Genomic DNA, 26443 nt, shown 5'->3' with positions numbered 1-26443 from the left:
GCTATCTCCCTATAATTCAGCCTATCTGACAGCTACAAGATCGAAGCCATGCAAAAGAAATCCATTTACGTCGCCTATACCGGTGGCACTATCGGTATGCAGCGTTCCGAACAGGGGTACATCCCGGTTTCCGGCCACCTACAGCGCCAGCTGGCACTGATGCCCGAGTTCCATCGCCCAGAGATGCCGGATTTCACCATTCATGAATATGCCCCGTTGATCGACTCTTCGGATATGACCCCCGAAGACTGGCAGCATATCGCCGACGACATCAAACAGAATTACTCCCGCTATGACGGCTTTGTTATTCTGCACGGCACCGACACCATGGCGTTTACCGCTTCCGCCCTGTCCTTCATGCTGGAGAACCTGGATAAGCCGGTGATCGTCACCGGGTCGCAAATTCCGCTGGCAGAATTGCGCTCCGACGGCCAAACCAATCTGTTGAATGCCCTCTATCTGGCCGCCAATCACCCGGTGAACGAGGTCAGCCTGTTTTTCAACAACAAGCTGTTTCGTGGCAACCGTACGACCAAGGCACATGCCGACGGCTTTGATGCTTTTGCCTCCCCCAATCTGCCACCCTTGCTGGAAGCAGGTATCCACATACGCCGCCAGACCGGCATCGCCTCTCCGGTATGCAACGGGGAATTGATCGTGCATAACATCACGCCACAGCCCATCGGCGTGGTGACGATTTATCCGGGGATTTCCGGTGCCGTGGTGCGTAACTTCCTGCTGCAACCGGTTAAAGCCCTGATCCTGCGCTCTTACGGCGTAGGTAACGCGCCGCAAAAGGCCGAACTGGTGGATGAATTGCGTGATGCCTCCGAGCGTGGCATCGTAGTGGTCAACCTGACACAATGTATCTCTGGCCGGGTCAATATGGAGGGCTATGCGACCGGTAATGCCCTGGCTCATGCCGGCGTCATCAGCGGTTTTGATATGACGGTGGAAGCCGCGCTGACCAAGCTGCATTACCTGTTGAGCCAGCCGTTAACCCCAGAAGAGATCCGCAGCCTGATGCAACAAGACCTGCGTGGCGAATTAAGCGCTGCGGGCTAACCCAAAGTGGGAACTCTGATGAAAACTGCTCTGTTGCTGATTGATTTACAAAACGACTTTTGCCCCGGCGGCGCTTTAGGCGTGTCAGAAGGTGATGCCACCATTAACGTCGCCAATCAGGCTATCGCAGCCAGCCTGGCCCGTAACGAAACGGTGATTGCCAGCCAGGACTGGCACCCGGCGGATCATCGCAGCTTCGCCATTAACTCCAACGCACAGATTGGTACGCTTGGGGAACTGGAAGGCCTGCCTCAGGTTTGGTGGCCGGAGCACTGCATTCAGGGTACCCCTGGCGCAGAACTTCATCCTCAGCTTGATAAGCAATCCATCGTAGCGATATTCCGTAAGGGCGAGAACCCGGATATCGATAGCTATAGTGCTTTCTTTGATAACGGGCACCGGGCGCAAACGGCGCTCGATGGCTGGCTGAAGGAACGAGGCATCACTCATCTCGCCGTGATGGGGCTGGCCACCGATTATTGCGTCAAGTTCAGCGTGTTAGATGCCTTGCGTTTGGGTTATCAGACCCAGGTCATCATCGATGGCTGCCGCGGTGTCAATTTAAGCCCCGATGACAGCGAGCAGGCGTTGGCAGAAATGCAGTCGGCTGGCGCACAGTTAGTTACACTGTCACAGTTTACTCAGCGCTAACGGTTTTTGGGGCTGCTTGACCACAGCGCCCCATATCCCCCCGCCAACCGCTTTATTTTCGACGCTGCTCACATTCTCACCATTCTTCTGCGCGCTCACCTTGTCCCCTCCCGTCTCTTTTGCTGTTATGGCTGCTGATGCATAGGCATCAATAAGTTATACGCATCCGGGGCCTACCGAGCCCGGCTTTATTGATACCGCCCCAGGCGGTTCAGGTCGGCCTTGCTGACCAAAGGAGACAACATGGCTTTAACCCGTAAACTGCTGCCCTTGCTGGTAGCGGTGCAACTCGGCGTGGCTGGCGTGGGCATGGCTCACGCGGCACCTTATCTCTCTGTCGGCTACTTCAACGGCGGTGGCGACGTGACCGCCGGGCCAGGCGGTGATATCAACCAACTGGACGTCAGCCAGATCACCCACCTAAACTACTCTTTTGGCCTGATTTATAACGCTGAAAAAGAGGAAACCAACCCGGCACTGAAAGATCCCTCTCGCCTGCACCAAATCTATCTCTCCCCTAAAGTCGAAGCAGACTTAAAGCTATTACCCGTATTGCGCCAGCAAAATCCGGCGCTGAAGGTTTTGCTGTCCGTTGGCGGATGGGGAGCTCGTGGGTTCTCCGGCGCGGCAGCCACACCGGAAAGCCGGGCGGTGTTTATTCGTTCGGTGCAGGAGGTGATTGCCAAGTATCAGCTAGATGGTATCGATCTGGATTGGGAATACCCGGTTAACGGTGCCTGGGGATTGGTAGAAAGCGAACCCACTGACCGAGCCAACTTCACCGCCTTGCTGAGCGAACTGCATCAGGCGTTGGGTAAAGAAAAACTGCTGACCATTGCCGTGGGAGCCAACGTCAAAAGTCCGCAGGAATGGGTGGACGTTAAGGCTATCGCGCCCTATCTGGACTACATCAATCTGATGACCTACGACATGGCGTACGGTACCCAGTATTTCAACTCCAATCTCTATGACTCCAAACAATGGCCAACCGTGGCCGCCGCCGACAAGTACAGCGCCGACTTTGTGGTCAACAACTATCTGGCCGCCGGGCTGAAGCCAGCTCAGCTCAATCTGGGGATCGGTTTCTATGGCCGGGTACCTAAACGCGCCACCGAGCCGGGTATTGATTGGGATGTGGCAGATGCGGCCAAGCATCCCGTCACCCAGCCCTATTTCACCACACGTGAAAAAGACGTCTTCAAGTCGCTGGGCGTGGATTTGGATAAAGACAGTTACATCAAGTACAACGATATCGTGAACAAGATGCTGAAAGACCCACAACGGCGCTTCAACGCGCATTGGGATAACGAGGCCAAGGTGCCCTATCTGATGATGAAGTCATCCGCAGGAAAGCCGCTGTTCGCGATTAGCTATGAAAACCCGCGCTCGGTAGCCATCAAGGCCGAGTACATTAAGAGCAAAGGATTGGGAGGGGCGATGTTCTGGGAGTATGGCGCGGACGATAACAACCGCCTGGCCCACCAGCTAGCCGAAAGCTTAGGCTTGAGCCCACAGAAGCAGTAAAACCTTCAGGGCGATGGCAACATCGCCCTGCCAGCAACAGGTTACTGCGGCTTCAGCTTGGCCAACGGCTCGGCCATAAACTGCTGCTTCAGCTCCTGTTTGCTTTTCATCACGATTTGCCCGTCGGTGCCAATGCTCATATGTTGTGGGTCCGCATTGTTCATCGACTGCCACAGCATCACCGCCTGCAGGCTGTGTTCTTTCTGCTCTGGCGTCAGTGCCACCCCATCAGGCCATTTGCCCAGTTCCACGGCCAGCACCAGCCGCTGGTAGATTTCCGGCGTCATGGCCGCAATCAGATCTTTTACTTCCATCAGAGCATTTCCTCACCCACGGATGAATAATTAGCTGAATCGATTTTGTTGGTTTAGTTACAGCTTAACCTGCCGTCTGCTCGCCATTCTCGTCGTCGGTGAAATTCAGTGACGCGGAGTTGACACAGTAGCGTTCGCCAGTCGGCTGCGGACCATCGGGGAATACGTGCCCCAAATGCGCGTCGCAGTTACCACAGCGGATCTCGACTCGATGCATATTATGTGAATTATCATCAAGATAACGAATAGCATCGTCTGAAACCGGCTGATAGAAGCTGGGCCAGCCGCAGCCGGAATCAAACTTGCTGGCGGAGAAGAACAGCGGCGCGTTACAGCACAGGCAGTGGTAGACGCCCTCACGCTGGTTATGCAGTAATTTACCGCTATAGGGGGCTTCGGTGCCACGCTCCTGCGTCACATAACGTTGGATTTCATTCAGTTCCGTGAGCGGTGTCTTAGGGGTTGTCTCTTTAGCCATTTGTGCTATTCCCGCAATGTGGATAATGTCAACGAAAACAATGAGTAATAATAACAAAAAATTAACAACGCTGCAGGCCTTTTTAGCCTAAACTGTACGGCATAAAGGTTACGCTGCCGCCATATGTGACTTCGATCACATATCTTGCACGTGCTGACTTTATACTTGGCGGTTTGCCCCCATATCGATGGGAGGACAAACGTAAATGGAATGTGCGATTTGTGTGCAAAACCTGGCCTCTGGTTTGACTTGCAGCAAGAATTGACACGATTCCGCTTGACGCTCGGTAAGGTTTTTGTAATTTTACAACCAACCTTTTATTCACTAACAAATAGCTGGTGGAATATATGACTATCAAAGTAGGTATCAACGGTTTTGGCCGTATCGGTCGCATTGTTTTCCGTGCTGCTCAGGAACGTTCTGACATCGAAATCGTAGCAATCAACGACCTGTTAGACGCAGAGTACATGGCTTACATGCTGAAGTATGACTCTACTCACGGCCGTTTCGACGGTACTGTAGAAGTTAAAGACGGCCACCTGGTTGTTAACGGCAAAACCATCCGTTGTACCTCAGAAAGAGATCCGGCTAACCTGAAGTGGAACGAAGTCAACGTTGACGTCGTTGCTGAAGCAACTGGCCTGTTCCTGACTGACGAAACTGCACGTAAACACATCGCTGCAGGTGCTAAGAAAGTTGTTCTGACTGGCCCATCTAAAGATGACACCCCAATGTTCGTTATGGGCGTGAACCACAAGTCTTACGCTGGCCAAGAAATCGTTTCCAACGCTTCTTGTACCACCAACTGCCTGGCACCACTGGCTAAAGTAATCAACGACAAGTTCGGCATCGTTGAAGCTCTGATGACCACCGTGCATGCGACTACCGCAACTCAGAAAACCGTTGATGGCCCGTCTCACAAAGACTGGCGCGGCGGCCGCGGCGCATCCCAGAACATCATCCCTTCTTCTACCGGTGCTGCTAAAGCTGTAGGTAAAGTCATCCCAGAACTGAACGGCAAACTGACCGGTATGGCGTTCCGCGTTCCTACTCCGAACGTGTCTGTGGTTGACCTGACTGCCCGTCTGGCAAAACCAGCTTCTTACAAAGAAATCTGTGCTGCTATCAAAGCCGCTTCAGAAGGCGAGCTGAAAGGCGTGCTGGGCTACACCGAAGACGAAGTGGTTTCTACCGATTTCAACGGCGAGAAACTGACTTCTGTATTCGATGCTAAAGCCGGTATCGCGCTGAGCGACACCTTTGTGAAACTGGTTTCTTGGTACGATAACGAAACTGGCTACTCAAACAAAGTACTGGACCTGATCGCTCACATCTCCAAGTAATGGCTTGATGCGCAGTTGATTATAGAGGGCGACATTAGTGTCGCCCTTTTTATTTGTTTTTGCGGCGAAAAGAAGGCAACAACATGAATGAAAAAATCTTCACCCTACCCGTTAGCGAACAAATCACCCCTTTTATCAGCCAACGCCAACTGGACGAACTGCCAGTGGTGGTGGTTTCTCACCCCAAAGTCCGTGCGGCCATTACTCTGCAAGGGGCCCATCTGCTGGCCTGGCAGCCAAGTGGTGATAAACCGGTGCTTTGGCTGAGCAACAATACGCCATTCAAAAACGGCGTGGCGATCCGCGGCGGCGTACCGATCTGCTGGCCTTGGTTTGGCCCGGCAGGTAGCCCATCCCACGGCTTTGCCCGTAATCAGCCGTGGCAGCTTACCGCGCACGATGAAGATGAAAACGGCGTGATCCTGACCTTCACGCTGCAAGACAACGAACAAACCCGCAAATTGTGGCCACATGCTTTCACCCTGATCGCCCGTTTCAAGCTGGGTGAAGAGTGCGAGATGGAACTGGAATCACACGGTGACTACCAGGCTACCGCCGCTCTGCACAGCTATTTCCAGATCGGCGACATCGACAAGGTGAAAGTTGCCGGTTTGGGCGAGCATTATATCGATAAGGTGGCGAAGGGGATCGAGGCTCGTCAGGTTGGCGAGCTGGAGTTTACCGGGCAAACCGATCGCATCTACACCCAGGCCACGCCTTGCAGCCTGATCAAGGACCCGGTATTGCAACGCACGATTGAGGTCAATCATCACTATATGAGTGATGTGATCGCCTGGAACCCAGGCGTCGAGCTTTCCTGCAGCATGGCCGACATGCCAAACGACGGTTACAAAACTATGGTGTGTGTTGAAACCGGGCGCGTAAGCAAGCCGCTGATAGCCTCTGGGGAGCAACCAGCCCGCTTGGCGATGAAAATCCGCAGCATTAAAAATAGCTGATCAAACTGGGGCGGATCATTTCGCCCCTCTTCTGATCATCCACCGCACTATAGATGTGCAAAAGGAGCGTTTCCGCCCCTTTTCAATGCACTCACTGCACCAAGATAATGCGCCGTACGCTTAGAAGGTGTAAGTCACACCCGTCCACAGCATGCCGGTATAAGATTTATCCACCATTGGGCTGTTTTTAACCTCGCTGTCCAGGCGCAAATAACGGCCCGAGAAGAAGGCATTCCAGTTAGCGTTGATATTATAGTTGCTGGTCAATTCGACGTATGGCGACCAGCTATCGCTCGGCTTATAGGTGTTGAAGGTACTACGGCGGGACTCATCACCATTGATACCATAGTAATATTGGTTCTGGTTTGAGCTGTTCCAGTTTACCCCGATGCCAGGAGCAAAGCTCCAGGAGTCCACCTGGAACTTATAGAGATAGGCAATATCGCCCACCAGGCCGTTACTGTTGTCCAGCATATCGCCAGAGAAGGCCGTACGGATCGAGCCCCACTCGGCATTATGTGTAAAGGCAACACCGGCCATCATGGTGCTACGGCGCTTGTCCAACTGCTTCATGCGGTCGTCGTCACTGTCGCCTGGCTTATAGTGCAACGGTGAATAATAGGCGATCAGGCTCAGCTGATTTTGCTGATCTTTCCACAGGTTGTAACCGGCCAACAGCGTATGGAAGTAAAAATCATCGCCATCGTAATTGATGATAGGAACGGGATAGACACGATCCTGATAACCACGATAAGGATCTGGGCTGACCAGCGCTGAAGCACCGAGTGACCAGCTTCCTGCCTGAGCACTGTGCGCACAAACCATTGCGGAAGCGATAATTGCTAGCGTTTTGAGTTTAGATATCTTCACTGGCTTTTTCCATAGATAACAAGATGTAATTAACGGCTATAGTTTATGTGAAAACCGACCAGCCTGCCGGATCTTTACAATAGAAAACAACCAAGATCGAATAACTTAGAACCCAAAGATGAATTATTGATGGCAAAAAGATGACGTTTTTTGCCGCAACCCGCGCCAGACAAGGCATTTGCCGCCCCTCGCCCTAACTGAGTCATTGAAATGACTTAAAAAAGACCCTTTCTCTTGCAGGAAATTTTCCAGTATGCAACTAAGCTTAAAATCAGAAGGTGAATTTAGGCTGAGCCCAGTGGCAATACAGCGCAACTCGCGAGAATAAGCGCACCAAGTTGGCATACGGGTTGCTGTACTCAGTCATAGCTTCACGCTTTCGGGAGCCAGAATACCAACACCAGCTCCTTTTTTAACCTGTGCTAATAACGAAAGGACGGGCATCGCCATGAACATATTTGACCACTATCGCCAGCGCTACGAAGCTGCCAAGGACGAAGAGTTCACACTGCAGGAATTTCTTTCCATCTGCCGGCAAGATCGCAGTGCCTATGCCAATGCGGCAGAACGTCTACTCATGGCTATCGGTGAACCAGTGATGGTCGATACCGCGCTTGAGTCGCGTATGTCTCGCCTGTTCTCCAACCGCGTGATCGCACGCTATCCGGCATTCGAGGAGTTCTACGGCATGGAAGAAGCTATCGAACAGATAGTTTCTTACCTGAAACACGCAGCCCAGGGCCTCGAAGAGAAGAAACAAATCCTTTATCTGTTGGGCCCGGTGGGTGGCGGTAAATCCTCGCTGGCAGAACGGCTGAAAGCCTTGATGCAGCGCGTGCCGATTTACACCCTGAGCGCCAACGGCGAGCGCAGCCCGGTCAATGACCATCCGCTGTGCCTGTTCAACCCGCAGGAGGATGCCACTATTCTGGAAAAAGAATACAACATCCCGACGCGCTATCTTGGCACCATTATGTCGCCGTGGGCCGCTAAACGCCTGCATGAGTTCGGCGGTGACATTACCAAATTCAAAGTGGTGAAGGTTCGCCCTTCAATCCTTGAACAAATTGCCATCGCCAAAACCGAACCGGGCGATGAGAACAACCAGGATATTTCTGCGTTGGTCGGTAAAGTGGATATCCGTAAGTTGGAAAACCATGCGCAGAACGATCCGGATGCCTATGGCTACTCCGGCGCACTGTGCCGCGCCAACCAGGGGATTATGGAGTTCGTGGAGATGTTCAAAGCGCCAATCAAGGTGCTGCATCCTCTGTTGACCGCCACCCAGGAAGGTAACTACAACGGTACCGAGGGGATCTCTGCCCTGCCGTTCAGCGGGATTATCCTGGCGCACTCTAACGAATCGGAATGGGTGACCTTCCGCAACAACAAAAATAACGAGGCCTTCCTCGACCGTGTTTACATCGTCAAGGTGCCTTACTGCTTGCGGGTGTCGGAAGAGATAAAAATCTACGACAAACTGCTGGATAACAGCGAACTGACCCATGCGCCTTGCGCCCCTGGCACGTTGGAAACGCTGGCTCGATTTACCGTGCTGTCGCGAATGAAAGAGCCAGACAACTCCAGCATCTATTCGAAGATGCGTGTCTACGATGGTGAAAGCCTGAAAGACACCGATCCGAAGGCCAAGTCGTATCAGGAGTATCGTGACTATGCCGGGGTGGATGAAGGTATGAACGGCCTTTCGACCCGTTTCGCCTTCAAAATTCTGTCTCGGGTGTTCAACTTTGACCATGCCGAAGTCGCGGCTAACCCGGTACACCTGTTCTATATCCTGGAACAGCAGATCGAGCGTGAGCAGTTCCCGCAGGATCTGGCGGAGAAATACCTGGAGCACCTGAAAGGCTACCTGATCCCGAAATACGCCGAGTTTATCGGCAAAGAGATCCAGACCGCCTATCTGGAATCCTACTCCGAATACGGTCAGAACATTTTTGACCGCTACGTGACCTATGCAGACTTCTGGATCCAGGATCAGGAGTACCGTGATCCGGATACCGGCCAGCTGTTTGACCGTGAGTCCTTGAACGCTGAACTGGAGAAAATCGAGAAGCCAGCGGGTATCAGCAACCCGAAAGATTTCCGCAACGAAATCGTCAACTTTGTCCTGCGTGCCCGTGCCAATAACAGCGGCCGGAACCCGAACTGGACCAGTTACGAGAAGCTGCGTACGGTTATCGAGAAGAAAATGTTCTCGAACACCGAAGAGCTGCTGCCAGTCATTTCCTTTAATGCTAAAACCTCAACGGATGAGCAGAAAAAACACGATGACTTCGTCGACCGGATGATGGAGAAAGGCTACACCCGCAAGCAGGTTCGTCTACTGTGCGAATGGTATCTGCGGGTGAGAAAATCTTCATAAACCGACGACCGCTGACGTCATAGATAGCCTATACCTGAGGATTTCGGGTTGTAGCCTAACGGCTACAGCCTGAAACACCCAAGGTAGAGAAAGTTGGCAACGTTGTTTGGGGGATGTATGGCGTATTTCATTGACCGACGGCTGAATGGCAAAAACAAGAGCATGGTGAACCGCCAGCGCTTCTTGCGTCGCTATAAGTCGCAAATCAAACAGTCGATTGCCGAAGCCATCAACAAGCGTTCGGTTACCGACGTGGACAGCGGGGAATCGGTATCGATCCCCGGTGGCGATATCAACGAGCCAATGTTCCATCAAGGGCGCGGCGGTAAACGCCATCGCGTTCATCCCGGTAACGATCACTTCGTACAAAATGACCGCGTTGAACGCCCACAAGGCGGCGGCGGTGGTGGTGGCGGCCAGGGCAATGCCAGCCAGGATGGGGATGGCCAGGATGAATTTGTCTTCCAGATCTCCAAAGATGAGTATCTCGACCTGTTGTTCGAGGATCTGGCGCTGCCCAACCTGAAGAAAAATCAGTACAAACAGCTGACCGAATACAAAACCCACCGTGCAGGCTACACCGCCAACGGCGTACCGGCCAATATCAGCGTGGTGCGTTCGCTGCAAAACTCGCTGGCGCGTCGAACCGCCATGACAGCCGGTAAGCGACGTGCTCTGCATGAGCTTGAAGACAGCCTTGCCCAGTTGGAAAACACCGAACCGGTGCAACTGCTGGAAGAAGAGCGGATGCGTAAGGAGATAGCCGAGTTGCGCAAAAAAATCGACAGCGTGCCGTTTATCGACACCTTCGACCTGCGCTACAAGAACTACGAACGTCGGCCTGAACCCTCCAGCCAGGCGGTCATGTTCTGCCTGATGGACGTATCAGGCTCGATGGATCAGGCAACCAAAGACATGGCCAAACGCTTTTATATTCTGCTGTATCTGTTCCTCAGCCGAACCTATAAGAACGTTGAGGTGGTCTATATTCGTCACCATACCCAGGCTAAAGAAGTGGATGAGCAGGAGTTCTTCTACTCACAGGAAACCGGCGGCACCATCGTTTCCAGCGCCCTCAAGCTGATGAACGAAGTGGTCGAGGAGCGTTACGATCCTGCACAGTGGAATATCTATGCCGCTCAGGCTTCGGACGGAGACAACTGGGCTGATGATTCGCCACTGTGCCATGAACTGTTGTCAAAAAACATTCTGCCGATGGTGCGTTACTACAGCTATATCGAAATTACCCGCCGAGCTCACCAGACGCTGTGGCGTGAATATGAACATCTGCAGGCGACGTTTGAAAACTTTGCCATGCAGCATATCCGCGAGCCGGATGATATCTATCCGGTATTCAGGGAACTGTTTCAAAAGCAAACGGCGTGATCTAATAGAAAACGGCCAGCAACGAAAGTTAGCTGGCCGTTTTTTTATGGTATTGAATGAAGATAACCAACATCACAGTACATTTATATTCTGACGGACCACGTTTATCATAATGTTGATGAATGATTGGATAAATGCATAAAACGAATGGCTATTTAGTTCCCCATTCCTACTGAGCTTGATGCACTACCGTTAAATGCCCCACCTCCCAGCATCCCCCCAAGAACTGCACCACCAATGGTTCCCATTGGTCCAAGCAAGGAGCCAGCCCCTGCTATAAGAGCCCCACCAATAGTATTGGACAGAGGGTCTTTCCCCAAGCCCATCCCATTATCACCTGCTGATATATTAGGTTGGAATCCATTGGCTTGTGCCCCATATCCTGGCTCTGGATTTAATCCACCTGAAACCACATTAAGTTGTTCTATTGTTAATGCCCTCATAACCGTTCCTTTTTAATAGAAATAGAGATCACCAATCCAGTTTGAAAATTTTCCTTATGACAAACCTGACAACCACACAGAGACCAATAATAAAAAATAGCAAGACAATAAAACTAGGGACGTCTGTAACTGCAAAGCGGCCCTTATACTTGCTGGAAAGGAAATAAGACAAGGCATAGATCAAGATGCCAACACATATTGATATAGTGAATTTTTTATTCTTAATCATAACCACTCCCTATGGTTAAGACCCGACGGGTTGTCAAATCATCCTACGCTATATCAAGAATCATCAATAGGTAATGATAGGCATTATCATTAACGTCAAGTTAATTTAAGTCAAGCTTTTTCTCTGAGGCAGGAATACCAAACCAGCACATTATCCACCGACCGATAATCGCTCGGCCTGCCATGTGATCAACGCTTCGATCCGTGAGGCGCAGATATCAAGCTCACTCTGGCTCACTTGTAAGGCCATGACGGCATCCCCGAAAGTCTCCCCGGTAAACGGTGTCTTCTCACACTGCTGTAGCAATACCGCTGGCGGATATACGTAGATCAGTTGCGGAGCCGGTGGCACCGGTTTTGGTTGCTCCGCGCAGGATATCGAGAGCATCAGCAGGCAACCGCTGATGACCGCAGTCGTTATCCTCCAGCGCTTTGCGTAACGTTCTATTTTCAGCATCGGCCTTTACTCTCTTTTGCTGTTCAATCTTGAGCTGCTGTTCGGTAGCACGACGATCGGCATCCGCCGCACCTTTCAGCGCAGTGATGGTTTCATCTCTTCCATTTAAGGCTCTGCTCAACTCCTGGTTATCTTTCTGGTACTGGCCTATGTCGGCTTTCAACGCATCAATACGCTGACTCATGCCAAACAATAGGGCTGCGAAACCTAAGATCATCAGTAGCGGCCAATGGCCTTTGGAAAACTGGATTAACCCTGCCAGGCTCATGACAGCAACACCTCGCGATCGGTAACGCCTGGTCTATTTGTCTGCATTTGAATTCCTCCGTTGAAGCCAAAACACGGCTTTAGATAAGCAGTATCTCAAAGCTGAAGGATGAGGAGTATTCGCGAGGGTTGTACTAGCCATGCCACAACTAAACGTTAGGATTCAAATGACAAAAATCTCACCGAAGCGAGATTTTTGGTGATTCACAAAATGGTTCAGGCAGCCATAAGGCGAAAATGTTTTGAAGTCACAACAGATATCTAAAATCGTGGATATCAGGGTACAGGCCCACTGTCCTAAGATGGCGGTTGCAGATAAACCAGATCTCATCCCGGTCGTTCGAGAGGATGAAATAAGCATCGGCGGTTTCCGAAGGATTATACATCCCCAATGCACGATAGGCCGTATGCGGGCTGAATCCGCTATCCAACGGATAAGGCTTGGGTGCATTTTCCATCTGCACCACTCTCAAGTACAACCCTTGCTCGATCCATATCATAAAGTCACCTGTAACGATGGTTGATAACTTTAGTATGGTCGTAAATAGGAATATCGTCGCCATCAGCGAAAAATCATCAGCAATAATATCAATCAGATCACAGTGAAGTTAACTGGCCGCTGTAAAGCACCGGGCCGGTAGGGAGCCCTGTAGGCGAGCCACCCGCTGGCTCCAGGCTGATGGCAATGGTCATGCCTTGCGCCAGCGTCATCGAGTTCAAGGCCAGCTCGGTCGGCTTCTCTGCAGCAACCAACCCTAAGGAACGCGGCTTTTCACCCGGCGAGATCGCCCACAGTTGCAGGCTATTGGCTACGGCTAACGTTTGCGGGTTAAGCGGGGTCAGTCTCAGATGGCGTTTGCCACTGTCCATGCTGACAATCCATTGCCCACTGCCCTGCTGACCCGCATTGAGCACCACTGCCGGAGCAAAATCCTGCGGCTGAGTGATAAAACGCGGCACCAGCAACAACGCGGCCAAACCGGCAGCCAGTGCCCAGCCAAGGTAGTCCCAGCGTTTACGTCGTGGCATGGCCTCGATGGGCAAAGCAAGCTGGATCTTTTTCCACACGCGTTCCGGTGGCAACACCGGAGTCAATGCCAGATCCAACGGAGCCAGCAGCGTTTGCCAACGTGCCACCAAGGCGGCTAACGTTGGTTCCCGCTGGATACGCCGTTCAAAGTGCAACCGTGCGGGCCCGCGCAACGTGCCCAAGGCATATTCTGCGGCTAACGCCGAGTCATACTCACCTTTGCTTTTCATAGGCCCACACAGTTTTTCAAATGATCCAGCGCCCGGCGGATCCAGCTTTTGATCGTGCCAAGCGGTTGTTGCAGATGTGCCGAAACCTCGCCATGAGACATGCCTTGGTAGTAAGCCAACACAATGCTCTGACGTTGTTCAACGTTCAGATGATTCAGACATTCGGCCAGCTTTCCAGCCTCCTCACCCAGCAGCAACTGACGCACTGGTTCTTCAGTATTCGCCCCCAGATCATCCTGCCACTCCTCTTCCGTTTGCCCCGCCCGGCCACCGGCACCACGCAACCAATCAATAGCCTTGTTGCGCACAATGTGCGTCAGCCAGGTCAAAGGGGAGCTGAGATTGGGGTCATAGCTGGCAGCGCGATTCCACACGCTGATAAAGCTTTCGTGCAGCACCTCTTCAGCCCAGGATTGGCGGCGCAGTAAACGCAGAGCGACGGCAAACAAGCGAGGTGAGGTCTGCCGATAGAGTTGCTCAAACGCGTTGCGGTCGCCAAGCGCAACGGCCTGCATCAATTCGACATGCTGTTCGGGAAGTGCTTTGGTCATGTCCTGTCCTATCAAGGTGCGGGCAGCCTTTTGGCAGCCTGCACCTAGTATAGACGGGATTTATTTTGGCAACAGAACGCTATCGATAACGTTGATCACGCCATTTTTCTGATAGACATCATAGGTGCTGATGTTGGCAATATGACCTTGGCCATCCTTGAGCTGAATATTGTGGGGGCCATTATTCATAATCCACAGCGGTTGGCCATTGACCGTTTTCAGCTCGGCCGTGCCGTGCCCTTCCTTGATTTTCTTCTCCAGCTGTTTCATATCATAGCGGCCGGCAACCACATGGTAGGTCAACACGCCGGTCAGCGCCGCCTTATTCTCAGGTTTGAGCAAGGTATCGACCGTCCCGGCAGGCAGTTTGGCAAAGGCTTCATTAGTCGGAGCAAACACCGTAAACGGGCCTGCACCTTGCAGAGTGTCAACCAGGCCAGCAGCCTTCACTGCAGCAACCAGCGTGGTGTGATCTTTGGAATTGAGGGCATTCTCGACAATATTTTTGCTGGGATACATGGCGGCACCGCCCACCATTACCGTATCGGACATCATGGCAGCCATTGAGACGCTACTGAACAACAGTGATGAACACAGGGCAGTACAGAGAAGCTTTTTCATGGTCATATCCTCGAAGGGTGATGTGGGAAGATGTCCTCACATAGCCATATACGTAGTGAGCGAGAATATTGGATGCAGTAATCTGAAAATATTTTTCGAGCGGGGAAATTGGATGTAAAAAACCCCGGCGTAAACGCCAGGGTTAAAAGTAGTGCCGGTCGCTTTCCCGGCTGTCATGATGCGGCGCAAGCGTCCATCGAACACTCCAGCATTGCACAGCCTAAGCACGGCCTTTTCACAACAGAAAAGCAAACTTTGGTGAAATTGGCTTTTCTGTCTACCCTCATGGCTAGGAGGATATATTCAACCCCGGCACCAGGCCGGGATTGATGTGGTAGTGTCGATATCGCTTGTCTGCTCCGGTCTACACCATCATCGCTATTGCAAGTTTCAACCACACTACCCAGTCACATTACATTGCTGTAACGTTAACTGCTGATGGGCCTTTGGCGCCATTTTCGATGCTGAATTCAACCTGCTGGCCTTCATCAAGCGTCTTGTAATCATTACCCTGGATTGCAGAGAAGTGTACGAACACGTCTTTGCTGCCATCAGCAGGAGAAATGAAACCAAAACCTTTACCAGCGTCAAACCATTTTACTAAACCAGTCATTTTATTAGACATAGATACTTCCTTCATTATTTTTTAGGCCGCCATAATGGCGAATGAGGTCTGCAATTCAGTGGAAACTTATGGGGGCACTAGAAGGAAATTCGCGGAAGAAGAGGTATCTGTCGGATATCGCTAATACTGAGAACTACTTTACTAAAACTGCTTTCATAAGGTCTGTACTTCAAACCGATGACGCTATTTACTCATAACCCAGAGTTATTAGCAAGGGCTATTTATAATTAATTTCGATAAGGCGCTCTTTCAGCCGTGCGACAAGCCGCCCTTTCCGCCCCTTTACACCGCATTAACACATTGATTACTTGCGGGGAGCCGCCTAGAATGAGCGGTAAAAATTACCAGGATGGTTTTCATGTTATCGCTGTGGGAAGTCACGCAATACGTTTATTTTATTGGCCTGTTGGTTTCGATGATTGTCACTTTTCTGGTCAGCCGCGATACCCTCCCCATCCGCCTGCTCAGTGCGCTGATTATCGGCCTGACCTGGCCACTCAGCCTGCCCGTGGTGCTGTTGTTTTCGCTGTTTTAGCACCCCATCCCGCTCACGTTCAGCGGGATGAGTACGGTTTAGCCGTTAAAAGTCATACCCCACGGTAGCGATAACTGAACGCCCCGCTCCCCAATAGCAGTAGCCAGTGCCATAGCAGCCAGCAACATATTCCCGGTCCGTCAGGTTATTGGCGTTAAGCTGCACATAAGCCCCTTTCAACGACGGTTTTACGCTGTCCAGATCCATGCGCACTGAAGCATCCAGCAGCGTGACCGAAGGAATACGCAGAGTATTCTCATTATCCGCCCACTGTTTGCCAATATAACGCACGCCAGCCCCCAGATTGATACCCAGCCCAGCCTTGTACTGCCCCCATAAAGAAGCCATCTGATTAGGCGCCAGGTATGGCGTATTGCCATCGTTACCGTCAACGGCGTCTTTGAATTTCACTTTGTTGTAGCTGTAACCAGCAATGACATTCAGGCGCTCACTCACCTGACTACGGGCCTCCAGTTCAATCCCTTGCGAATGTACCTTACCGGCAGGCACATAGTAGCTGTCCTTCACCACGCGGTTGGCTACGTCATTCTGCGTCAGATCGTAGAGGGCAATGCTGTAGATCGAGCTGCTACCAGGAGGCTGATACTTCAGCCCGGCCTCATATTGCTCGCTGGTGGTCGGTTTGAGCAGATGCCCCTCTTTATCGGCCAAGACCGCAGGTGTCACCGCGGAGCTGTAACTCATATACGGCGAGAAACCGCTGTCAAAGTGGTACAGTAAAGAGGCTCGGCCCGTAAAGTGGTCGTCAGTACGGGCATCGGTAGAATCGGTATTCAGTACGGTATTCTTGGTTTCCAAACGGTCAACGCGCCCGGAAAGATTGAGATACCAGTTATAGAGGCTGACTTCGTCCTGCAGATAGATGCCGGTCTGCTCATAACGCCGTTTAGAGTCGGTATGGCTGAGAATAGTGATATCTGGCCCGCCGGAAACGCCGGTGAACGGGTTCAACGGCGTGGCCGAACCAGACTCTTCCCACAGGTTATTGGTAAAACGTTGATAATCCAGCCCCAGCATCACCTTGTGTTCCAACGCACCAGTCGCGAACTCCGCCGCCAGTTGGTTATCCACGGCATAAGCATCCAACGAGGTGTTGGAGCCGCTGTACCAACGGTTCAACTCGCTGCGGTCGGCATTCCAGCCAATCTGGTAAACCTGCTCCAGCTCTACGTTGGAGTGGGTGTAGCTGGCGTTTTGACGGAATGACCAGACGTCGTTAAAACTATGCGAGAAGTCATAACTGTAGATTTGCTGCCAACGTTTGAACACATTGCGGCTGCTTTCGCCGTCAAAAAATCCCCGGCCCAGCTTGTCCCCACTGGTGGTATAAATGCTGCCGTCTGACGGCACCGCGCTGTGGTAGCCACCGGAAGGATCTTTTTGCAGATTGGCCTGCAACAGCAAAGAGGTATTTTCATCCGGTTGCCACAGCAACGAAGGCGAAATCGCATAGCGTTCTTCACGCTGATGGTCATACATGGTGTCACTAGTACGGGTAATGCCGGTCAAACGGTATGCCCACTGATCGTTCAGTGCCCCCGTCGAATCAAATGCACCGCCTTTGGTATTGTTGTTACCGGCCATCACATTGACGTGGTTTTCACTGGCAAACTGCGGCCGTTTGCTAGTCATCGCCACCAACCCACCAGGGATGCTTTGCCCATACATCACGGAAGACGGGCCCTTAATCACGTCAATACGTTCCAGGAACCAAGGGTCGATCTGCAAAGCGTTATAACTGCCGCCGTCGCTAAGCAATCGTAGGCCGTTCAGGAAGGTGTTATTGACGTCGCCCCCGTGGAAACCGCGCAGAGCGATAGTATCGTAACGCGTCGCGCCACCGGAGAAGTTGGTGAATACGCCTGGGGTATATTTCAGCGCATCGTTAACCGTCAAAGCCCCTTGGTCGCTCATCTGCTGACGGGTTACCACGGAGACGGATTGCGCGGTGAGCACCAGTGGCCGATCCGTTTTAGTGGCCCCCTGGCTGGTGCTGGCCTCATAGCCATGCGTTGCCGTTTCCGCCGTATCGGCGGGTTTGGCTGTTACCACGAGGGTATCTTCAGCCAAGGAGGTCAGTGGCAGAAAAATCGCTAACGAGCAGTAAAGATAAGAACGACTGGCAGGAAAAAACGCAGGCATACCTGTATTCCCCATGGGATCTATTGAAATTGCACCGAAAACTTACCGCGCCGGCAACGCTGGCCAGTTTGGCGTACAGAGGTCACGGTGCTCTGATGTTGTTAGATAACAAATACTAATAACAATGATAATTATTATCTTTACCATCAATGAATTCAAGTAGCAAAATACACTCTGGCACTCGGCGTTTCAGGCGGGTTTATTGGCTTATGATTGGTGCGTCATCATGAAAAAAACCGTTTTCTCAGCAGGTTATGCTCTTGAGCTGTTTAGTTTTCATTTAATCGTTAAGTGCTATAAACCTGGATAACTCAAGGAGTGTGCATGACTCAAACAGCAAATCCCATCTCAGCCCCCTCCAGAAGACTGAAAGTGGTCTATGGCTGGTATGTTTATACGGTGTATGCGTTACTGGTCTTTAATCTCTATCTGGCGGTATACAACACTTGCGTTCGCCACCCCTTTGAATCACCGTTAATCTCCATGGCTCATAGCCTGTTTATCGCTTTTCTGCTCAGCCAGATCCTGAAAAAACGCAGAGGGTTCAGTTGGGTATTGCTGATCTACTTTATGACCATGCGCCTGTATTACGCCAGTATTTTGCATACTGAGTTCTCAGCCACCAGCCTGAGCCTGGTTTGGGTCGTCATGACAATGTTACTGGCTGGTACTCTAACCGTTAGGCAATTCAACGCTAACAAGGTGCAACAGGAATGGTTGGCGCGCTTTGGTTGGCGCCAATGGGCCGTGGTAATCGGGATAGCGGCGATATTGACGCTATTAGTCACCCGCGACTATCTGGGGTGACGGGTGACTGCGGGATGTGAGGTTCAGAGATATCCACCATGCGGCAGATTTTACTTAAGTTTTGCGCGTTTTCGCAGATTTTATCGGTAACGTAAACGCCAAAATAGCCTAATACCAGCAGATAGCCGATCATACATAGAATAAAAATAAGTGTTCTCAACGCTAGCTACCAACTCTGCAACATGACTATAGTCATCATACCGTGATCAGACCGTTTTCGCCTATTTCAAAGTCACTGGATATTCTGCCAGACTGTATGCAGTACCATCACTAGCTTGTTCAGCCTGGAGACCCCATGAACCATTTGATGCTAGATATTGAAACGCTGGATATTACCCCGAGCGCGGTGATCCTGGTGGTTGCCGGCGTATTTTTTAACCCCAAGACCGGTGAGCTAGGGGCAGAATTTGAAGCGGCAGTGAACTGCCAGCAGGAACAACCGGGCCGGACAATCAGCCTTGATACCGTGGCCTGGTGGGCAAAACAGTCAGACGAAGCTCGTAAAATGGCCTTCGGTGGCAGCGAAAGCCTCAAGCGGGTTTTGACCAACCTGAGCCGCTTTATTCATATGCACAGCACCGATACGGTGAAAGTCTGGGGCAATGGCAAAGAGTTTGACTGCTCGATCCTGGAACATGCCTACCACCAGTTGGCAATGTCCTGCCCCTGGAAGTTCTGGGATACCCAAGACGCCCGCACTATCATTACGCTGGCAGAGTTGCATGGTTTCAACCCCAAGAAACAGCGTCCGTTTGAAGGCACACCACACCGGGCGCTGGATGATGCCAAACACCAGGCGCGTTACGTTGCAGATACCATTTCAGCACTTTATTACCGCCAGCCCGCGGCAAAATGATCGCGCCAGGTAAAATCAAGCGCAAACGGTTTCCTGTCTGTCATCAATACGTTATCGCTTCCCATTTGCGGTTGGGATCTCTACTCTAGTTCTCTTTGTCATTCGGATGTGCCATTTTTGTTATGCAAAAATTTCTTTTTCTCCTGCTTAGCCTGGTGTTGCTCGGCCCTCTGGGAATCGATCTCTATCTGCCTACCATTCCTGCCATTGCCCTGGGCCTTAACAGCAGCGAAGCCTTGATCCAATCCACCATTTCGCTGTTTATTCTGGTGTTGGGTCTTGGCCAGGTGATCGCCGGTCCACTGGTGGATAATTACGGTCGTAAGCCTGTGGCTATCGCCGGGATCCTGATTTATATGGTGGGTGCAGCCATGGCCGCGCTGGCGACAACGGCGGAAATCTTTGTCACTTCGCGCCTGATGCAAGGCGTAGCCGTTTGCTGTACCGCCGTTGTAGCATTCAGTGGCGTGCGCGATCGGATGAATGGCGATGACGCCGCACGCGCTTTCGGTTTCCTCAACGGCACGCTGAATATCATTCCTGCACTGGCACCGCTGCTCGGTGGCTTGCTGGCAGAAGCCTTCGGCTGGCGCGCCCCATTCTGGTTCCTGGTCGGTTACGCCGCAGTGGTGTTATTGCTGGTCATCTTCTTCCTGCCGGAAACCCGCCCCGCTACCACCGTAGCCGTCAAAGGGCTGCCGGTACGACAGTATCTGCGCATTGTTGGCGATCGCCGGTTTATCTCCTTTGCGGTGGTCAATGCCGGGGCGATGGGGATGGCGCTAACTTACGTTTCATTGGCACCTAACGTGCTGATGGGCACCGCCGGGCTATCACCGCTGCAGTTCTCTTTGGTATTTGGTGCCAACGGTTTCTGGATCATGCTGGTCAGCTTTGTCGCCAACCGCATCATTCACAAGATTGGCCGCCCTTTCTGCCTGGCGACCGGCGGCGTACTGATGGGGTTAGGCTGTCTCGCTTTAGTGTTGGGGGTGGCACTGCTGGGTGAAGCTGCGCAAAGCCATTGGTTGGCTTATATCCTGCCCGTGGCCTGCGCCTGCGCCGGATTGGCTTTTGTCATGGGGCCGTCAACCAGCTATGCGTTGGAGCCTTACTCTAACGAAGCGGGCGTGGCTTCAGCACTGGTAGGCTTTATTCAGATGGCCGGAGGTGCCGCGCTTGGCCTGATCGCGATGGCGTTGCCGCTGCAGCCGAAACTGTCGCTGGCGTTGGTGATGTTGGTAGGTTGCCTGCTTGCGCTACACGCACGGCAGCGCAGCAAGCAAATCAAAGGGCAGTTGAAAAAAATCGGCTGAGCTTATTTCTCAATAACAATAGGCACCCGTGCCGCCAAGGCTGTCAGCAGCTCGTAACCCAAGGTTCCGGCTGCGGCAGCCACATCATCGACGTGCAGATTCCTTCCCCACAGTTCGACGTCAGTACCAATGGTTGCCTGCGGGCACGGCGTCAGATCCACCGTCATCATATCCATGGAAACCGAACCTACCGTATGTGTCAGCACGCCATCCACCCAGACTGGGGTGCCGGTAGGCGCATGGCGAGGATAACCATCCGCATAACCACAGGCCACCACGCCGATACGCTGCGCCCCACCAGCAGCATAACGCCAGCCATACCCCACACGGTCTCCCGCTTGCAGCTGTTGGATACCAATGATCTTGCTGCTCAGCGTCATCGCCGGTTGCAAACCGGTGGCGGCAATGTCCTGCCAGTTGCCGCTGGGTGATGCACCATAAAGTATAACCCCCGGCCTCACCCACTCCCCCTGCGTATGAGGGTGCCACAGGGTGGCCGCCGAGTTGGCCAGACAACGAGGCAGATCAATAGCAGCAGTAGCGCGTTCAATCACGGCCATTTGCTCCGTTACGCCTTCAGCACCGTCGGCGGTGGCGAAGTGGCTCATTAGCGTTATCGAACCAATATTGTGCAGCTCCTTTGCGGTCAGCCAAGCGCTGTGCAACCTCTCCGGGGCAAACCCTAGGCGATTCATCCCACTGTTCAACTTGAGATAAACATCCAGCGGCGCCTGTAAACGCGCTTCGGCAATCGCCTGTAGTTGCCAGTCGCTGTTCACCGCCGTGGTTAAGTGATAACGATCGATCAGCATCAGGTCTGCGGGTTGGAAAAACCCCTCCAGTAGCAAGATGGGCCCCTGCCAACCAGATTCACGTAGTAACACTGCCTCGTTCAGATCGAGCAAGGCAAAACCATCGCTATTCTCGGCCAGGCTGCGCCAGACGTGCTGCAAACCATGGCCATAAGCGTTGGCCTTGACAACGGCCCAGATTTTAGCCGAAGGCGCAAAACGACGAACTACCTGCAGGTTATTGGTCAACGCGGCCAAATGCAGCGTAGCGGTAATCGGGCGAGGCATGGTTTCTCCTATCAGATTGGGTTCAGCGTGCCGGGTGCACGTCATTCAATGGCACAACAGGTCCCTGCCGAAAGTCTGCGCGGTAACGCGCCACCGCCAGATCGTCTGAGGCAATGGCCGGGGTGACCCCAGAGATCAAGTCGGCAAGCAACTGCCCGGAGCCGCAGGCCATCGTCCAACCCAAGGTGCCATGGCCGGTATTCAAATAGAGATTTTTCAGCGGGGTGCGCCCCACAATCGGCGTACCATCTGGCGTCATCGGGCGCAGCCCCGTCCAGAATGTGGCCTCTTCAACCCGCCCACCGTTCGGATACAGATCGCGTACCACCATTTCCAGCGTCTCACGCCGCTTCTGCTCCAACTGGGTATTGAAACCAACAATCTCCGCCATACCGCCCACGCGGATGCGTTTATCGAAGCGAGTAATAGCAATTTTATAGGTTTCGTCCAGCACGGTAGAGAATGGCGCAGCCGCTTCATCGGTTATCGGGATGGTTAATGAGTAACCTTTCAACGGATAAACCGGAATGGACACCAGATCGTGCAATAGCGCGGTAGAATAGGCGCCGAACGCCACAACATAGCTATCGGCAGTCATGATTTCACCATCACACTGCACGCCGGTAATTTTATCTCCTTCCACCAGCAAGCGTTCAACGTTGCGGTTAAACAGGAAGTTGACTCCGGCCTGCTGCGCCAGCTTGGCCAACTGCTGAGTGAACAGTTGGCAGTCCCCGGTTTCATCATTCGGCAGCTGTAAACCGCCGGTCAGCTTGTGGGCAACCTGCGACAACGCCGGTTCGACCGTCGCCAACTGGCTGGCCTCCAGCAGTTTGTAAGGCACTCCCGCGTCCTCCAGCACGGCAATGTCCTTGGCAGCGCTGTCAAACTGCTGCTGGGTGCGGAACAGTTGCAGCGTGCCGCCTTGACGGCCTTCGTACTGGATGCCGGTTTCCTGACGCAGGGCTTTAATGCAGTCACGGCTGTACTCCGCCAGACGCACCATACGGCCTTTGTTGGTCATATAGTGGGCGGTATCGCAGTTTTTCAGCATCTGCCACATCCAGCGCAGTTGAAAACTGCTGCCGTCTAGGCGGACTGCCAACGGCGCGTGACGCTGGAACATCCATTTAATCGCCTTCAACGGTACACCAGGTGCTGCCCAAGGTGCGGCGTAACCCGGAGATATTTGCCCGGCATTGGCCGCACTGGTTTCCAAAGCTGGCCCGGGTTGACGATCGATCACCGTCACCTCATGGCCCGCTTTTGCCAAGTACCAGGCACTGGCAACCCCTACCACTCCGCTACCTAAAATAACCACTCTCATCGCTGACTCCAGCCCAAGGATCGATAAAGCACAATCTACCAATAACAGGAAATTAACTCAGTGGAAAAAACTACTCAACAATTCGTTTATTAATCGTGACAATATTCACAATTATTTTATCGTTGATGCGCCCGGCTTTAGCAATAGCGGACAAAAAATAACGATAAGATACTGTTAAAGCGCATTTTGCCGATAAAACAGACTCTTCATCTCCCAAACACATCAGCGAAAGCCTCCAGTGGCACCGGGAATGACAACCTACGCCTTCCGGAGTATAAATCTGTTTAATTAAATATTTTAGGCGAATAATTCTAAATACACCCATTGCGCATCAGTTTCCTCTACCTCACGGTTCGAATGCCAGGTTGAGTGCCGCCACAGGCTGCAAAGCCAGTTTAAGCGTAGCTACCCCAAATGGTTATCAAAGCTCAGCACAGATGATTTCAAACGATTTATTACGACTTGGACTATCATTGTTAAAGGGTCTGCCAAAAGAGCCGACGCCGTTCATAACGAGGGTGCGCTGATGACTACTTCGACACAGAAAAAGGTTAAGGAAGATAAACGTCTGAGCGATGGACCGGACTGGACATTCGACCTGTTGCAAGTGTATCTGGAACAGATCGACCGGGTTGCCAAGCATTACCGGCTCGACACCTATCCGCATCAGATCGAGGTCATTACCTCCGAGCAGATGATGGATGCCTATTCCAGCGTCGGGATGCCGATCAACTATACCCACTGGTCATTCGGTAAAAAGTTCATCGAAACCGAGCAGCGTTATAAGCATGGCCAGCAGGGGTTGGCCTATGAGATCGTGATCAACTCCAACCCGTGTATTGCCTATCTGATGGAAGAAAACACCATCACCATGCAGGCACTGGTTATGGCTCATGCCTGCTATGGGCACAACTCGTTTTTCAAAAATAACTATCTGTTCCGCAGTTGGACCGACGCCAGTTCGATTGTCGATTATCTGCTGTTTGCCCGCCATTACATCAGCGAGTGTGAAGAGCGCTATGGCGTGGAAGAGGTAGAAAAGCTGCTGGACTCCTGCCATGCGCTAATGAATTACGGGGTCGATCGCTACAAACGGCCACAAAAAATCTCGCTGGTGGAAGAAAAAGCCCGCCAAAAGAGCCGTGAGGAGTATCTGCAAAGCCAGGTCAACTCGCTGTGGAAAACCTTGCCGCGAGTCGATCGCGAAGCCCTGCCGGAACAGGCCGTGCGTTTTCCACGGGAGCCGCAGGAAAACATTCTCTACTTTATGGAGAAAAACGCCCCGTTGCTGGAATCCTGGCAGCGTGAAGTGCTGCGCATCGTGCGTAAGGTAAGCCAGTATTTCTACCCGCAAAAACAGACACAGGTGATGAACGAGGGCTGGGCCACCTTCTGGCACTACAGCATCCTTAACCACCTGTACGACGAAGGGCGCGTGACGGATCGCTTTATGCTCGAGTTCTTGCACAGCCATACCAATGTGGTCTACCAGCCACCGTACAACAGCCAATACTACAATGGCATCAACCCGTACGCGCTTGGCTTTGCCATGTTCCAGGACATCAAACGGATCTGTCAGTCGCCGACCGAGGAAGATCGCTACTGGTTCCCGGACTTCGCCGGCAAAGACTGGTTGGATACCCTGCACTTCGCCATGCGTGACTTCAAGGATGAGAGCTTTATCAGCCAGTTCCTGTCACCGAAGGTGATGCGTGATTTCCGCTTGTTCACCGTGCTGGATGACGATCGCAACAATTACCTGGAGATTTCAGCCATCCATAACGAAGCGGGCTACCGGGCGATACGTCAGGAGCTGTCGGCTCAGTACAACCTGAGTAACCACGAGCCCAATATTCAGGTCTGGAATGTGGATCTGCGTGGCGACCGTTCATTAACGCTGCGCTATATTCCACAGGACCGGGCTCCATTGGATAAAAGCCGCCGAGAGGTGATGAAGCATCTGCATCGTCTGTGGGGGTTCGACATTATTCTGGAGCAGCAAAACGAAGATGGCAGCGTTGAGTTGCTGGATCGCTGCCCACCACGACCCAACGCGTTATAAAGCTGCAATATGACAAAGGGGCGCATACAGCGCCCCTTCAACTAACTGATTACGGTGATGACGCGAATTAACGACGCGCTTCGGTCAGATCGCTTGGCATAGTGCCCTGCATACTCTGCCAAATAGCCCCGCTCTCTTTACCGTAGTTACGTACGCAATCCATCACCTGATCGTACATCTTCTCATGACACAGGCTAGACAGCTTGTTGTAGAAGGTTAGTGCGAGTTTGCGCGCTTCCGGGTTGGAGAAGTAATAACGGCCAACGCGGGTATACAGCCCTTTCAACCCATTGAGGATCAGGCCGTAAATCGGGTTGCCTGAGGCAAAGGCCAAGCCACGGAAAATTTCATAGTCGAGCTGGTTGAAAGCATCCGCCTGATCGTCAACCAGCGCCGCTTTCGCCAACACTTCCTGCGCCTGTTCCGGGTGGTTACGCACCGCCGCACGGATAAAGATGGAGGCAATATTGGTCCGCACCGACAGCAGATTATCGATCAGCTGCGGTACGCTGTTGTGATCGAGCCGGGCCAGGGTTTCCAGAATATTAAGGCCGGAAGTTTCCCAAAAATTGTTCACTTTGGTCGGTTTGCCGTGCTGAATTGTCAGCCAGCCATCACGGGCCAATCGCTGCAGAACCTCACGTAATGTGGTGCGCGTGACGCCAATCAGTTCTGAAAGCTCACGTTCCGCGGGCAAAATAGAGCCGGGAGGGAAGCGGTTATTCCAAATACTTTCAATAATATACTCTTCCGCGAAACCGGCAGGACTCTGCGCCTTTATAACCATGTGTTTGATGTTCCGTAACGACGATAATCAGTAATTGTAATCGGCTGATCATACCAGATCGCCGGGGCATCACATAGCGCGAGCCA

The 26443-nt window shown here is 52.3% G+C and carries 28 protein-coding genes; 12 read left to right on the top strand and 16 right to left on the bottom strand.

The genetic code is table 11. From position 1 onward, the window contains the following. Positions 1-48: 48 nt before the first annotated feature. From ansA to chiD, 3 genes are all read left to right on the top strand, one after another. On the top strand, positions 49-1065 hold the full coding sequence (gene ansA / locus ACX9GU_RS12200) for an asparaginase (RefSeq protein WP_021806614.1): 1017 nt from the start codon (positions 49-51) through the stop codon (positions 1063-1065). Positions 1066-1083: 18 nt separating this feature from the next. Then, a complete protein-coding gene (pncA, locus tag ACX9GU_RS12195) occupies positions 1084-1716 on the top strand; it encodes a bifunctional nicotinamidase/pyrazinamidase (RefSeq protein WP_473194918.1) in 633 nt (210 codons plus the stop codon). Between the two features lie 243 nt (positions 1717-1959). Next, positions 1960-3240 carry a chitinase ChiD gene (gene chiD / locus ACX9GU_RS12190; protein ID WP_473194917.1) on the top strand — a complete coding sequence of 427 codons (1281 nt, stop codon included), beginning with the start codon at positions 1960-1962 and terminating at the stop codon, positions 3238-3240. Positions 3241-3281: 41 nt separating this feature from the next. Here the strand turns inward: chiD and ACX9GU_RS12185 are convergent, their stop codons facing one another. Continuing rightward, positions 3282-3554, bottom strand: coding sequence for a YeaC family protein (locus ACX9GU_RS12185; RefSeq protein WP_021181206.1), 273 nt, complete (start codon positions 3552-3554; stop codon positions 3282-3284). A gap of 64 nt (positions 3555-3618) precedes the next feature. Then, a complete protein-coding gene (gene msrB, locus ACX9GU_RS12180; protein ID WP_021181205.1) occupies positions 3619-4032 on the bottom strand; it encodes a peptide-methionine (R)-S-oxide reductase MsrB in 414 nt (137 codons plus the stop codon). 347 nt (positions 4033-4379) lie between these two features. Here msrB and gapA point away from each other — a divergent pair, with 347 nt between their 5' ends. Together gapA and ACX9GU_RS12170 are read left to right on the top strand one after the other, a co-directional pair. Continuing rightward, positions 4380-5375, top strand: coding sequence for a glyceraldehyde-3-phosphate dehydrogenase (gene gapA / locus ACX9GU_RS12175; protein WP_021181204.1), 996 nt, complete (start codon positions 4380-4382; stop codon positions 5373-5375). An 83-nt stretch (positions 5376-5458) separates the two neighbouring features. Further along, complete coding sequence (locus ACX9GU_RS12170; RefSeq protein WP_166732684.1) at positions 5459-6334, top strand: D-hexose-6-phosphate mutarotase; 876 nt, start codon at positions 5459-5461, stop codon at positions 6332-6334. A 120-nt stretch (positions 6335-6454) separates the two neighbouring features. Here ACX9GU_RS12170 and ACX9GU_RS12165 read toward each other — a convergent pair whose 3' ends face one another. Continuing rightward, a complete protein-coding gene (locus ACX9GU_RS12165; protein WP_473195167.1) occupies positions 6455-7159 on the bottom strand; it encodes a MipA/OmpV family protein in 705 nt (234 codons plus the stop codon). A gap of 493 nt (positions 7160-7652) precedes the next feature. Between ACX9GU_RS12165 and yeaG the strand changes: the two genes are divergently transcribed. Next, positions 7653-9587, top strand: coding sequence for a protein kinase YeaG (gene yeaG / locus ACX9GU_RS12160; RefSeq protein WP_021806619.1), 1935 nt, complete (start codon positions 7653-7655; stop codon positions 9585-9587). Between the two features lie 117 nt (positions 9588-9704). Then, positions 9705-10973, top strand: coding sequence for a YeaH/YhbH family protein (locus ACX9GU_RS12155; RefSeq protein ID WP_473194916.1), 1269 nt, complete (start codon positions 9705-9707; stop codon positions 10971-10973). A 155-nt stretch (positions 10974-11128) separates the two neighbouring features. Here ACX9GU_RS12155 and ACX9GU_RS12150 read toward each other — a convergent pair whose 3' ends face one another. The 8 genes from ACX9GU_RS12150 to cspE all read right to left on the bottom strand — a co-directional run bounded on the left by ACX9GU_RS12150 (position 11129) and on the right by cspE (position 15425). Continuing rightward, positions 11129-11416, bottom strand: a complete 288-nt coding sequence (locus ACX9GU_RS12150) for a hypothetical protein (protein WP_094981339.1) — start codon at positions 11414-11416, stop codon at positions 11129-11131. Between the two features lie 379 nt (positions 11417-11795). Beyond that, a complete protein-coding gene (gene lysC, locus ACX9GU_RS12145) occupies positions 11796-12032 on the bottom strand; it encodes an Rz1-like lysis system protein LysC (protein WP_473194915.1) in 237 nt (78 codons plus the stop codon). After that, positions 11935-12369 carry a DUF2570 family protein gene (locus tag ACX9GU_RS12140; protein WP_473194914.1) on the bottom strand — a complete coding sequence of 145 codons (435 nt, stop codon included), beginning with the start codon at positions 12367-12369 and terminating at the stop codon, positions 11935-11937. Before ACX9GU_RS12140 ends, lysC begins: the two co-directional genes overlap by 98 nt. Before the next feature lie 247 nt (positions 12370-12616). Further along, on the bottom strand, positions 12617-12868 hold the full coding sequence (locus ACX9GU_RS12135; RefSeq protein WP_473194913.1) for a hypothetical protein: 252 nt from the start codon (positions 12866-12868) through the stop codon (positions 12617-12619). A gap of 97 nt (positions 12869-12965) precedes the next feature. Further along, on the bottom strand, positions 12966-13628 hold the full coding sequence (locus tag ACX9GU_RS12130) for an anti-sigma factor (protein WP_473194912.1): 663 nt from the start codon (positions 13626-13628) through the stop codon (positions 12966-12968). Then, complete coding sequence (locus ACX9GU_RS12125; RefSeq protein WP_166732687.1) at positions 13625-14179, bottom strand: sigma-70 family RNA polymerase sigma factor; 555 nt, start codon at positions 14177-14179, stop codon at positions 13625-13627. The genes ACX9GU_RS12130 and ACX9GU_RS12125 overlap by 4 nt, the downstream gene beginning before the upstream one ends. Before the next feature lie 60 nt (positions 14180-14239). Continuing rightward, on the bottom strand, positions 14240-14800 hold the full coding sequence (locus ACX9GU_RS12120) for a fasciclin domain-containing protein (RefSeq protein WP_021181194.1): 561 nt from the start codon (positions 14798-14800) through the stop codon (positions 14240-14242). Between the two features lie 412 nt (positions 14801-15212). Further along, positions 15213-15425 carry a transcription antiterminator/RNA stability regulator CspE gene (gene cspE / locus ACX9GU_RS12115; protein ID WP_024485401.1) on the bottom strand — a complete coding sequence of 71 codons (213 nt, stop codon included), beginning with the start codon at positions 15423-15425 and terminating at the stop codon, positions 15213-15215. Between the two features lie 358 nt (positions 15426-15783). On the opposite strand from cspE, the gene ACX9GU_RS12110 reads away from it, so the two are divergent. Continuing rightward, positions 15784-15960, top strand: coding sequence for a GhoT/OrtT family toxin (locus ACX9GU_RS12110; protein WP_021181193.1), 177 nt, complete (start codon positions 15784-15786; stop codon positions 15958-15960). Between the two features lie 45 nt (positions 15961-16005). On the opposite strand, the gene ACX9GU_RS12105 is transcribed toward ACX9GU_RS12110, so the two are convergent. Next, complete coding sequence (locus tag ACX9GU_RS12105; protein WP_473194911.1) at positions 16006-18123, bottom strand: TonB-dependent siderophore receptor; 2118 nt, start codon at positions 18121-18123, stop codon at positions 16006-16008. A 324-nt stretch (positions 18124-18447) separates the two neighbouring features. Between ACX9GU_RS12105 and ACX9GU_RS12100 the strand changes: the two genes are divergently transcribed. The 3 genes from ACX9GU_RS12100 to ACX9GU_RS12090 all read left to right on the top strand — a co-directional run bounded on the left by ACX9GU_RS12100 (position 18448) and on the right by ACX9GU_RS12090 (position 21102). Then, positions 18448-18930, top strand: coding sequence for a hypothetical protein (locus ACX9GU_RS12100; RefSeq protein WP_473194910.1), 483 nt, complete (start codon positions 18448-18450; stop codon positions 18928-18930). Between the two features lie 295 nt (positions 18931-19225). Continuing rightward, positions 19226-19786: a 3'-5' exonuclease gene (locus tag ACX9GU_RS12095; protein ID WP_473194909.1), complete on the top strand. Its 561-nt coding sequence runs from the start codon at positions 19226-19228 to the stop codon at positions 19784-19786. Positions 19787-19908: 122 nt separating this feature from the next. After that, positions 19909-21102, top strand: coding sequence for a multidrug effflux MFS transporter (locus tag ACX9GU_RS12090; protein ID WP_473194908.1), 1194 nt, complete (start codon positions 19909-19911; stop codon positions 21100-21102). A gap of 2 nt (positions 21103-21104) precedes the next feature. On the opposite strand, the gene dadX is transcribed toward ACX9GU_RS12090, so the two are convergent. From dadX to ACX9GU_RS12075, 3 genes are all read right to left on the bottom strand, one after another. Then, on the bottom strand, positions 21105-22181 hold the full coding sequence (dadX, locus tag ACX9GU_RS12085; protein WP_473194907.1) for a catabolic alanine racemase DadX: 1077 nt from the start codon (positions 22179-22181) through the stop codon (positions 21105-21107). 22 nt (positions 22182-22203) lie between these two features. Continuing rightward, positions 22204-23508: a D-amino acid dehydrogenase gene (locus ACX9GU_RS12080; RefSeq protein WP_473194906.1), complete on the bottom strand. Its 1305-nt coding sequence runs from the start codon at positions 23506-23508 to the stop codon at positions 22204-22206. A gap of 70 nt (positions 23509-23578) precedes the next feature. Continuing rightward, positions 23579-23833: a hypothetical protein gene (locus ACX9GU_RS12075; RefSeq protein WP_473194905.1), complete on the bottom strand. Its 255-nt coding sequence runs from the start codon at positions 23831-23833 to the stop codon at positions 23579-23581. Positions 23834-24034: 201 nt separating this feature from the next. Between ACX9GU_RS12075 and ACX9GU_RS12070 the strand changes: the two genes are divergently transcribed. Further along, complete coding sequence (locus ACX9GU_RS12070) at positions 24035-25570, top strand: SpoVR family protein (protein WP_065685847.1); 1536 nt, start codon at positions 24035-24037, stop codon at positions 25568-25570. 67 nt (positions 25571-25637) lie between these two features. On the opposite strand, the gene fadR is transcribed toward ACX9GU_RS12070, so the two are convergent. Continuing rightward, on the bottom strand, positions 25638-26357 hold the full coding sequence (fadR, locus tag ACX9GU_RS12065) for a fatty acid metabolism transcriptional regulator FadR (RefSeq protein ID WP_021181184.1): 720 nt from the start codon (positions 26355-26357) through the stop codon (positions 25638-25640). Positions 26358-26443: the final 86 nt, after the last annotated feature.

It is taken from the genome of Serratia sp. K1WW1 (assembly GCF_055790865.1).
Note: the sequence above shows the minus strand (reverse complement) of the source record. Positions and strands in the feature narration are given on the sequence as shown.

Bases quoted from the DNA above. Each gene is read 5' to 3' on its own strand.
- ansA (WP_021806614.1), top strand. From the start codon at position 49: ATGCAAAAGAAATCCATTTACGTCGCCTATACCGGTGGCACTATCGGT.
- ACX9GU_RS12185 (WP_021181206.1), bottom strand. From the start codon at position 3,554: ATGGAAGTAAAAGATCTGATTGCGGCCATGACGCCGGAAATCTACCAG.
- ACX9GU_RS12100 (WP_473194910.1), top strand. From the start codon at position 18,448: ATGACTCAAACAGCAAATCCCATCTCAGCCCCCTCCAGAAGACTGAAA.
- ACX9GU_RS12125 (WP_166732687.1), bottom strand. From the start codon at position 14,179: ATGACCAAAGCACTTCCCGAACAGCATGTCGAATTGATGCAGGCCGTT.
- gapA (WP_021181204.1), top strand. From the start codon at position 4,380: ATGACTATCAAAGTAGGTATCAACGGTTTTGGCCGTATCGGTCGCATT.
- ACX9GU_RS12090 (WP_473194908.1), top strand. From the start codon at position 19,909: ATGCAAAAATTTCTTTTTCTCCTGCTTAGCCTGGTGTTGCTCGGCCCT.
- ACX9GU_RS12155 (WP_473194916.1), top strand. From the start codon at position 9,705: ATGGCGTATTTCATTGACCGACGGCTGAATGGCAAAAACAAGAGCATG.
- ACX9GU_RS12130 (WP_473194912.1), bottom strand. From the start codon at position 13,628: ATGAAAAGCAAAGGTGAGTATGACTCGGCGTTAGCCGCAGAATATGCC.
- ACX9GU_RS12110 (WP_021181193.1), top strand. From the start codon at position 15,784: ATGTTATCGCTGTGGGAAGTCACGCAATACGTTTATTTTATTGGCCTG.
- dadX (WP_473194907.1), bottom strand. From the start codon at position 22,181: ATGCCTCGCCCGATTACCGCTACGCTGCATTTGGCCGCGTTGACCAAT.
- ACX9GU_RS12135 (WP_473194913.1), bottom strand. From the start codon at position 12,868: ATGATATGGATCGAGCAAGGGTTGTACTTGAGAGTGGTGCAGATGGAA.
- ACX9GU_RS12140 (WP_473194914.1), bottom strand. From the start codon at position 12,369: ATGAGCCTGGCAGGGTTAATCCAGTTTTCCAAAGGCCATTGGCCGCTA.
- yeaG (WP_021806619.1), top strand. From the start codon at position 7,653: ATGAACATATTTGACCACTATCGCCAGCGCTACGAAGCTGCCAAGGAC.
- ACX9GU_RS12080 (WP_473194906.1), bottom strand. From the start codon at position 23,508: ATGAGAGTGGTTATTTTAGGTAGCGGAGTGGTAGGGGTTGCCAGTGCC.
- lysC (WP_473194915.1), bottom strand. From the start codon at position 12,032: ATGCTCTCGATATCCTGCGCGGAGCAACCAAAACCGGTGCCACCGGCT.
- ACX9GU_RS12170 (WP_166732684.1), top strand. From the start codon at position 5,459: ATGAATGAAAAAATCTTCACCCTACCCGTTAGCGAACAAATCACCCCT.
- msrB (WP_021181205.1), bottom strand. From the start codon at position 4,032: ATGGCTAAAGAGACAACCCCTAAGACACCGCTCACGGAACTGAATGAA.
- cspE (WP_024485401.1), bottom strand. From the start codon at position 15,425: ATGTCTAATAAAATGACTGGTTTAGTAAAATGGTTTGACGCTGGTAAA.
- ACX9GU_RS12070 (WP_065685847.1), top strand. From the start codon at position 24,035: ATGACTACTTCGACACAGAAAAAGGTTAAGGAAGATAAACGTCTGAGC.
- ACX9GU_RS12165 (WP_473195167.1), bottom strand. From the start codon at position 7,159: ATGGTTTGTGCGCACAGTGCTCAGGCAGGAAGCTGGTCACTCGGTGCT.
- pncA (WP_473194918.1), top strand. From the start codon at position 1,084: ATGAAAACTGCTCTGTTGCTGATTGATTTACAAAACGACTTTTGCCCC.
- ACX9GU_RS12150 (WP_094981339.1), bottom strand. From the start codon at position 11,416: ATGAGGGCATTAACAATAGAACAACTTAATGTGGTTTCAGGTGGATTA.
- fadR (WP_021181184.1), bottom strand. From the start codon at position 26,357: ATGGTTATAAAGGCGCAGAGTCCTGCCGGTTTCGCGGAAGAGTATATT.
- chiD (WP_473194917.1), top strand. From the start codon at position 1,960: ATGGCTTTAACCCGTAAACTGCTGCCCTTGCTGGTAGCGGTGCAACTC.
- ACX9GU_RS12120 (WP_021181194.1), bottom strand. From the start codon at position 14,800: ATGAAAAAGCTTCTCTGTACTGCCCTGTGTTCATCACTGTTGTTCAGT.
- ACX9GU_RS12075 (WP_473194905.1), bottom strand. From the start codon at position 23,833: ATGGGTGTATTTAGAATTATTCGCCTAAAATATTTAATTAAACAGATT.
- ACX9GU_RS12095 (WP_473194909.1), top strand. From the start codon at position 19,226: ATGAACCATTTGATGCTAGATATTGAAACGCTGGATATTACCCCGAGC.
- ACX9GU_RS12105 (WP_473194911.1), bottom strand. From the start codon at position 18,123: ATGCCTGCGTTTTTTCCTGCCAGTCGTTCTTATCTTTACTGCTCGTTA.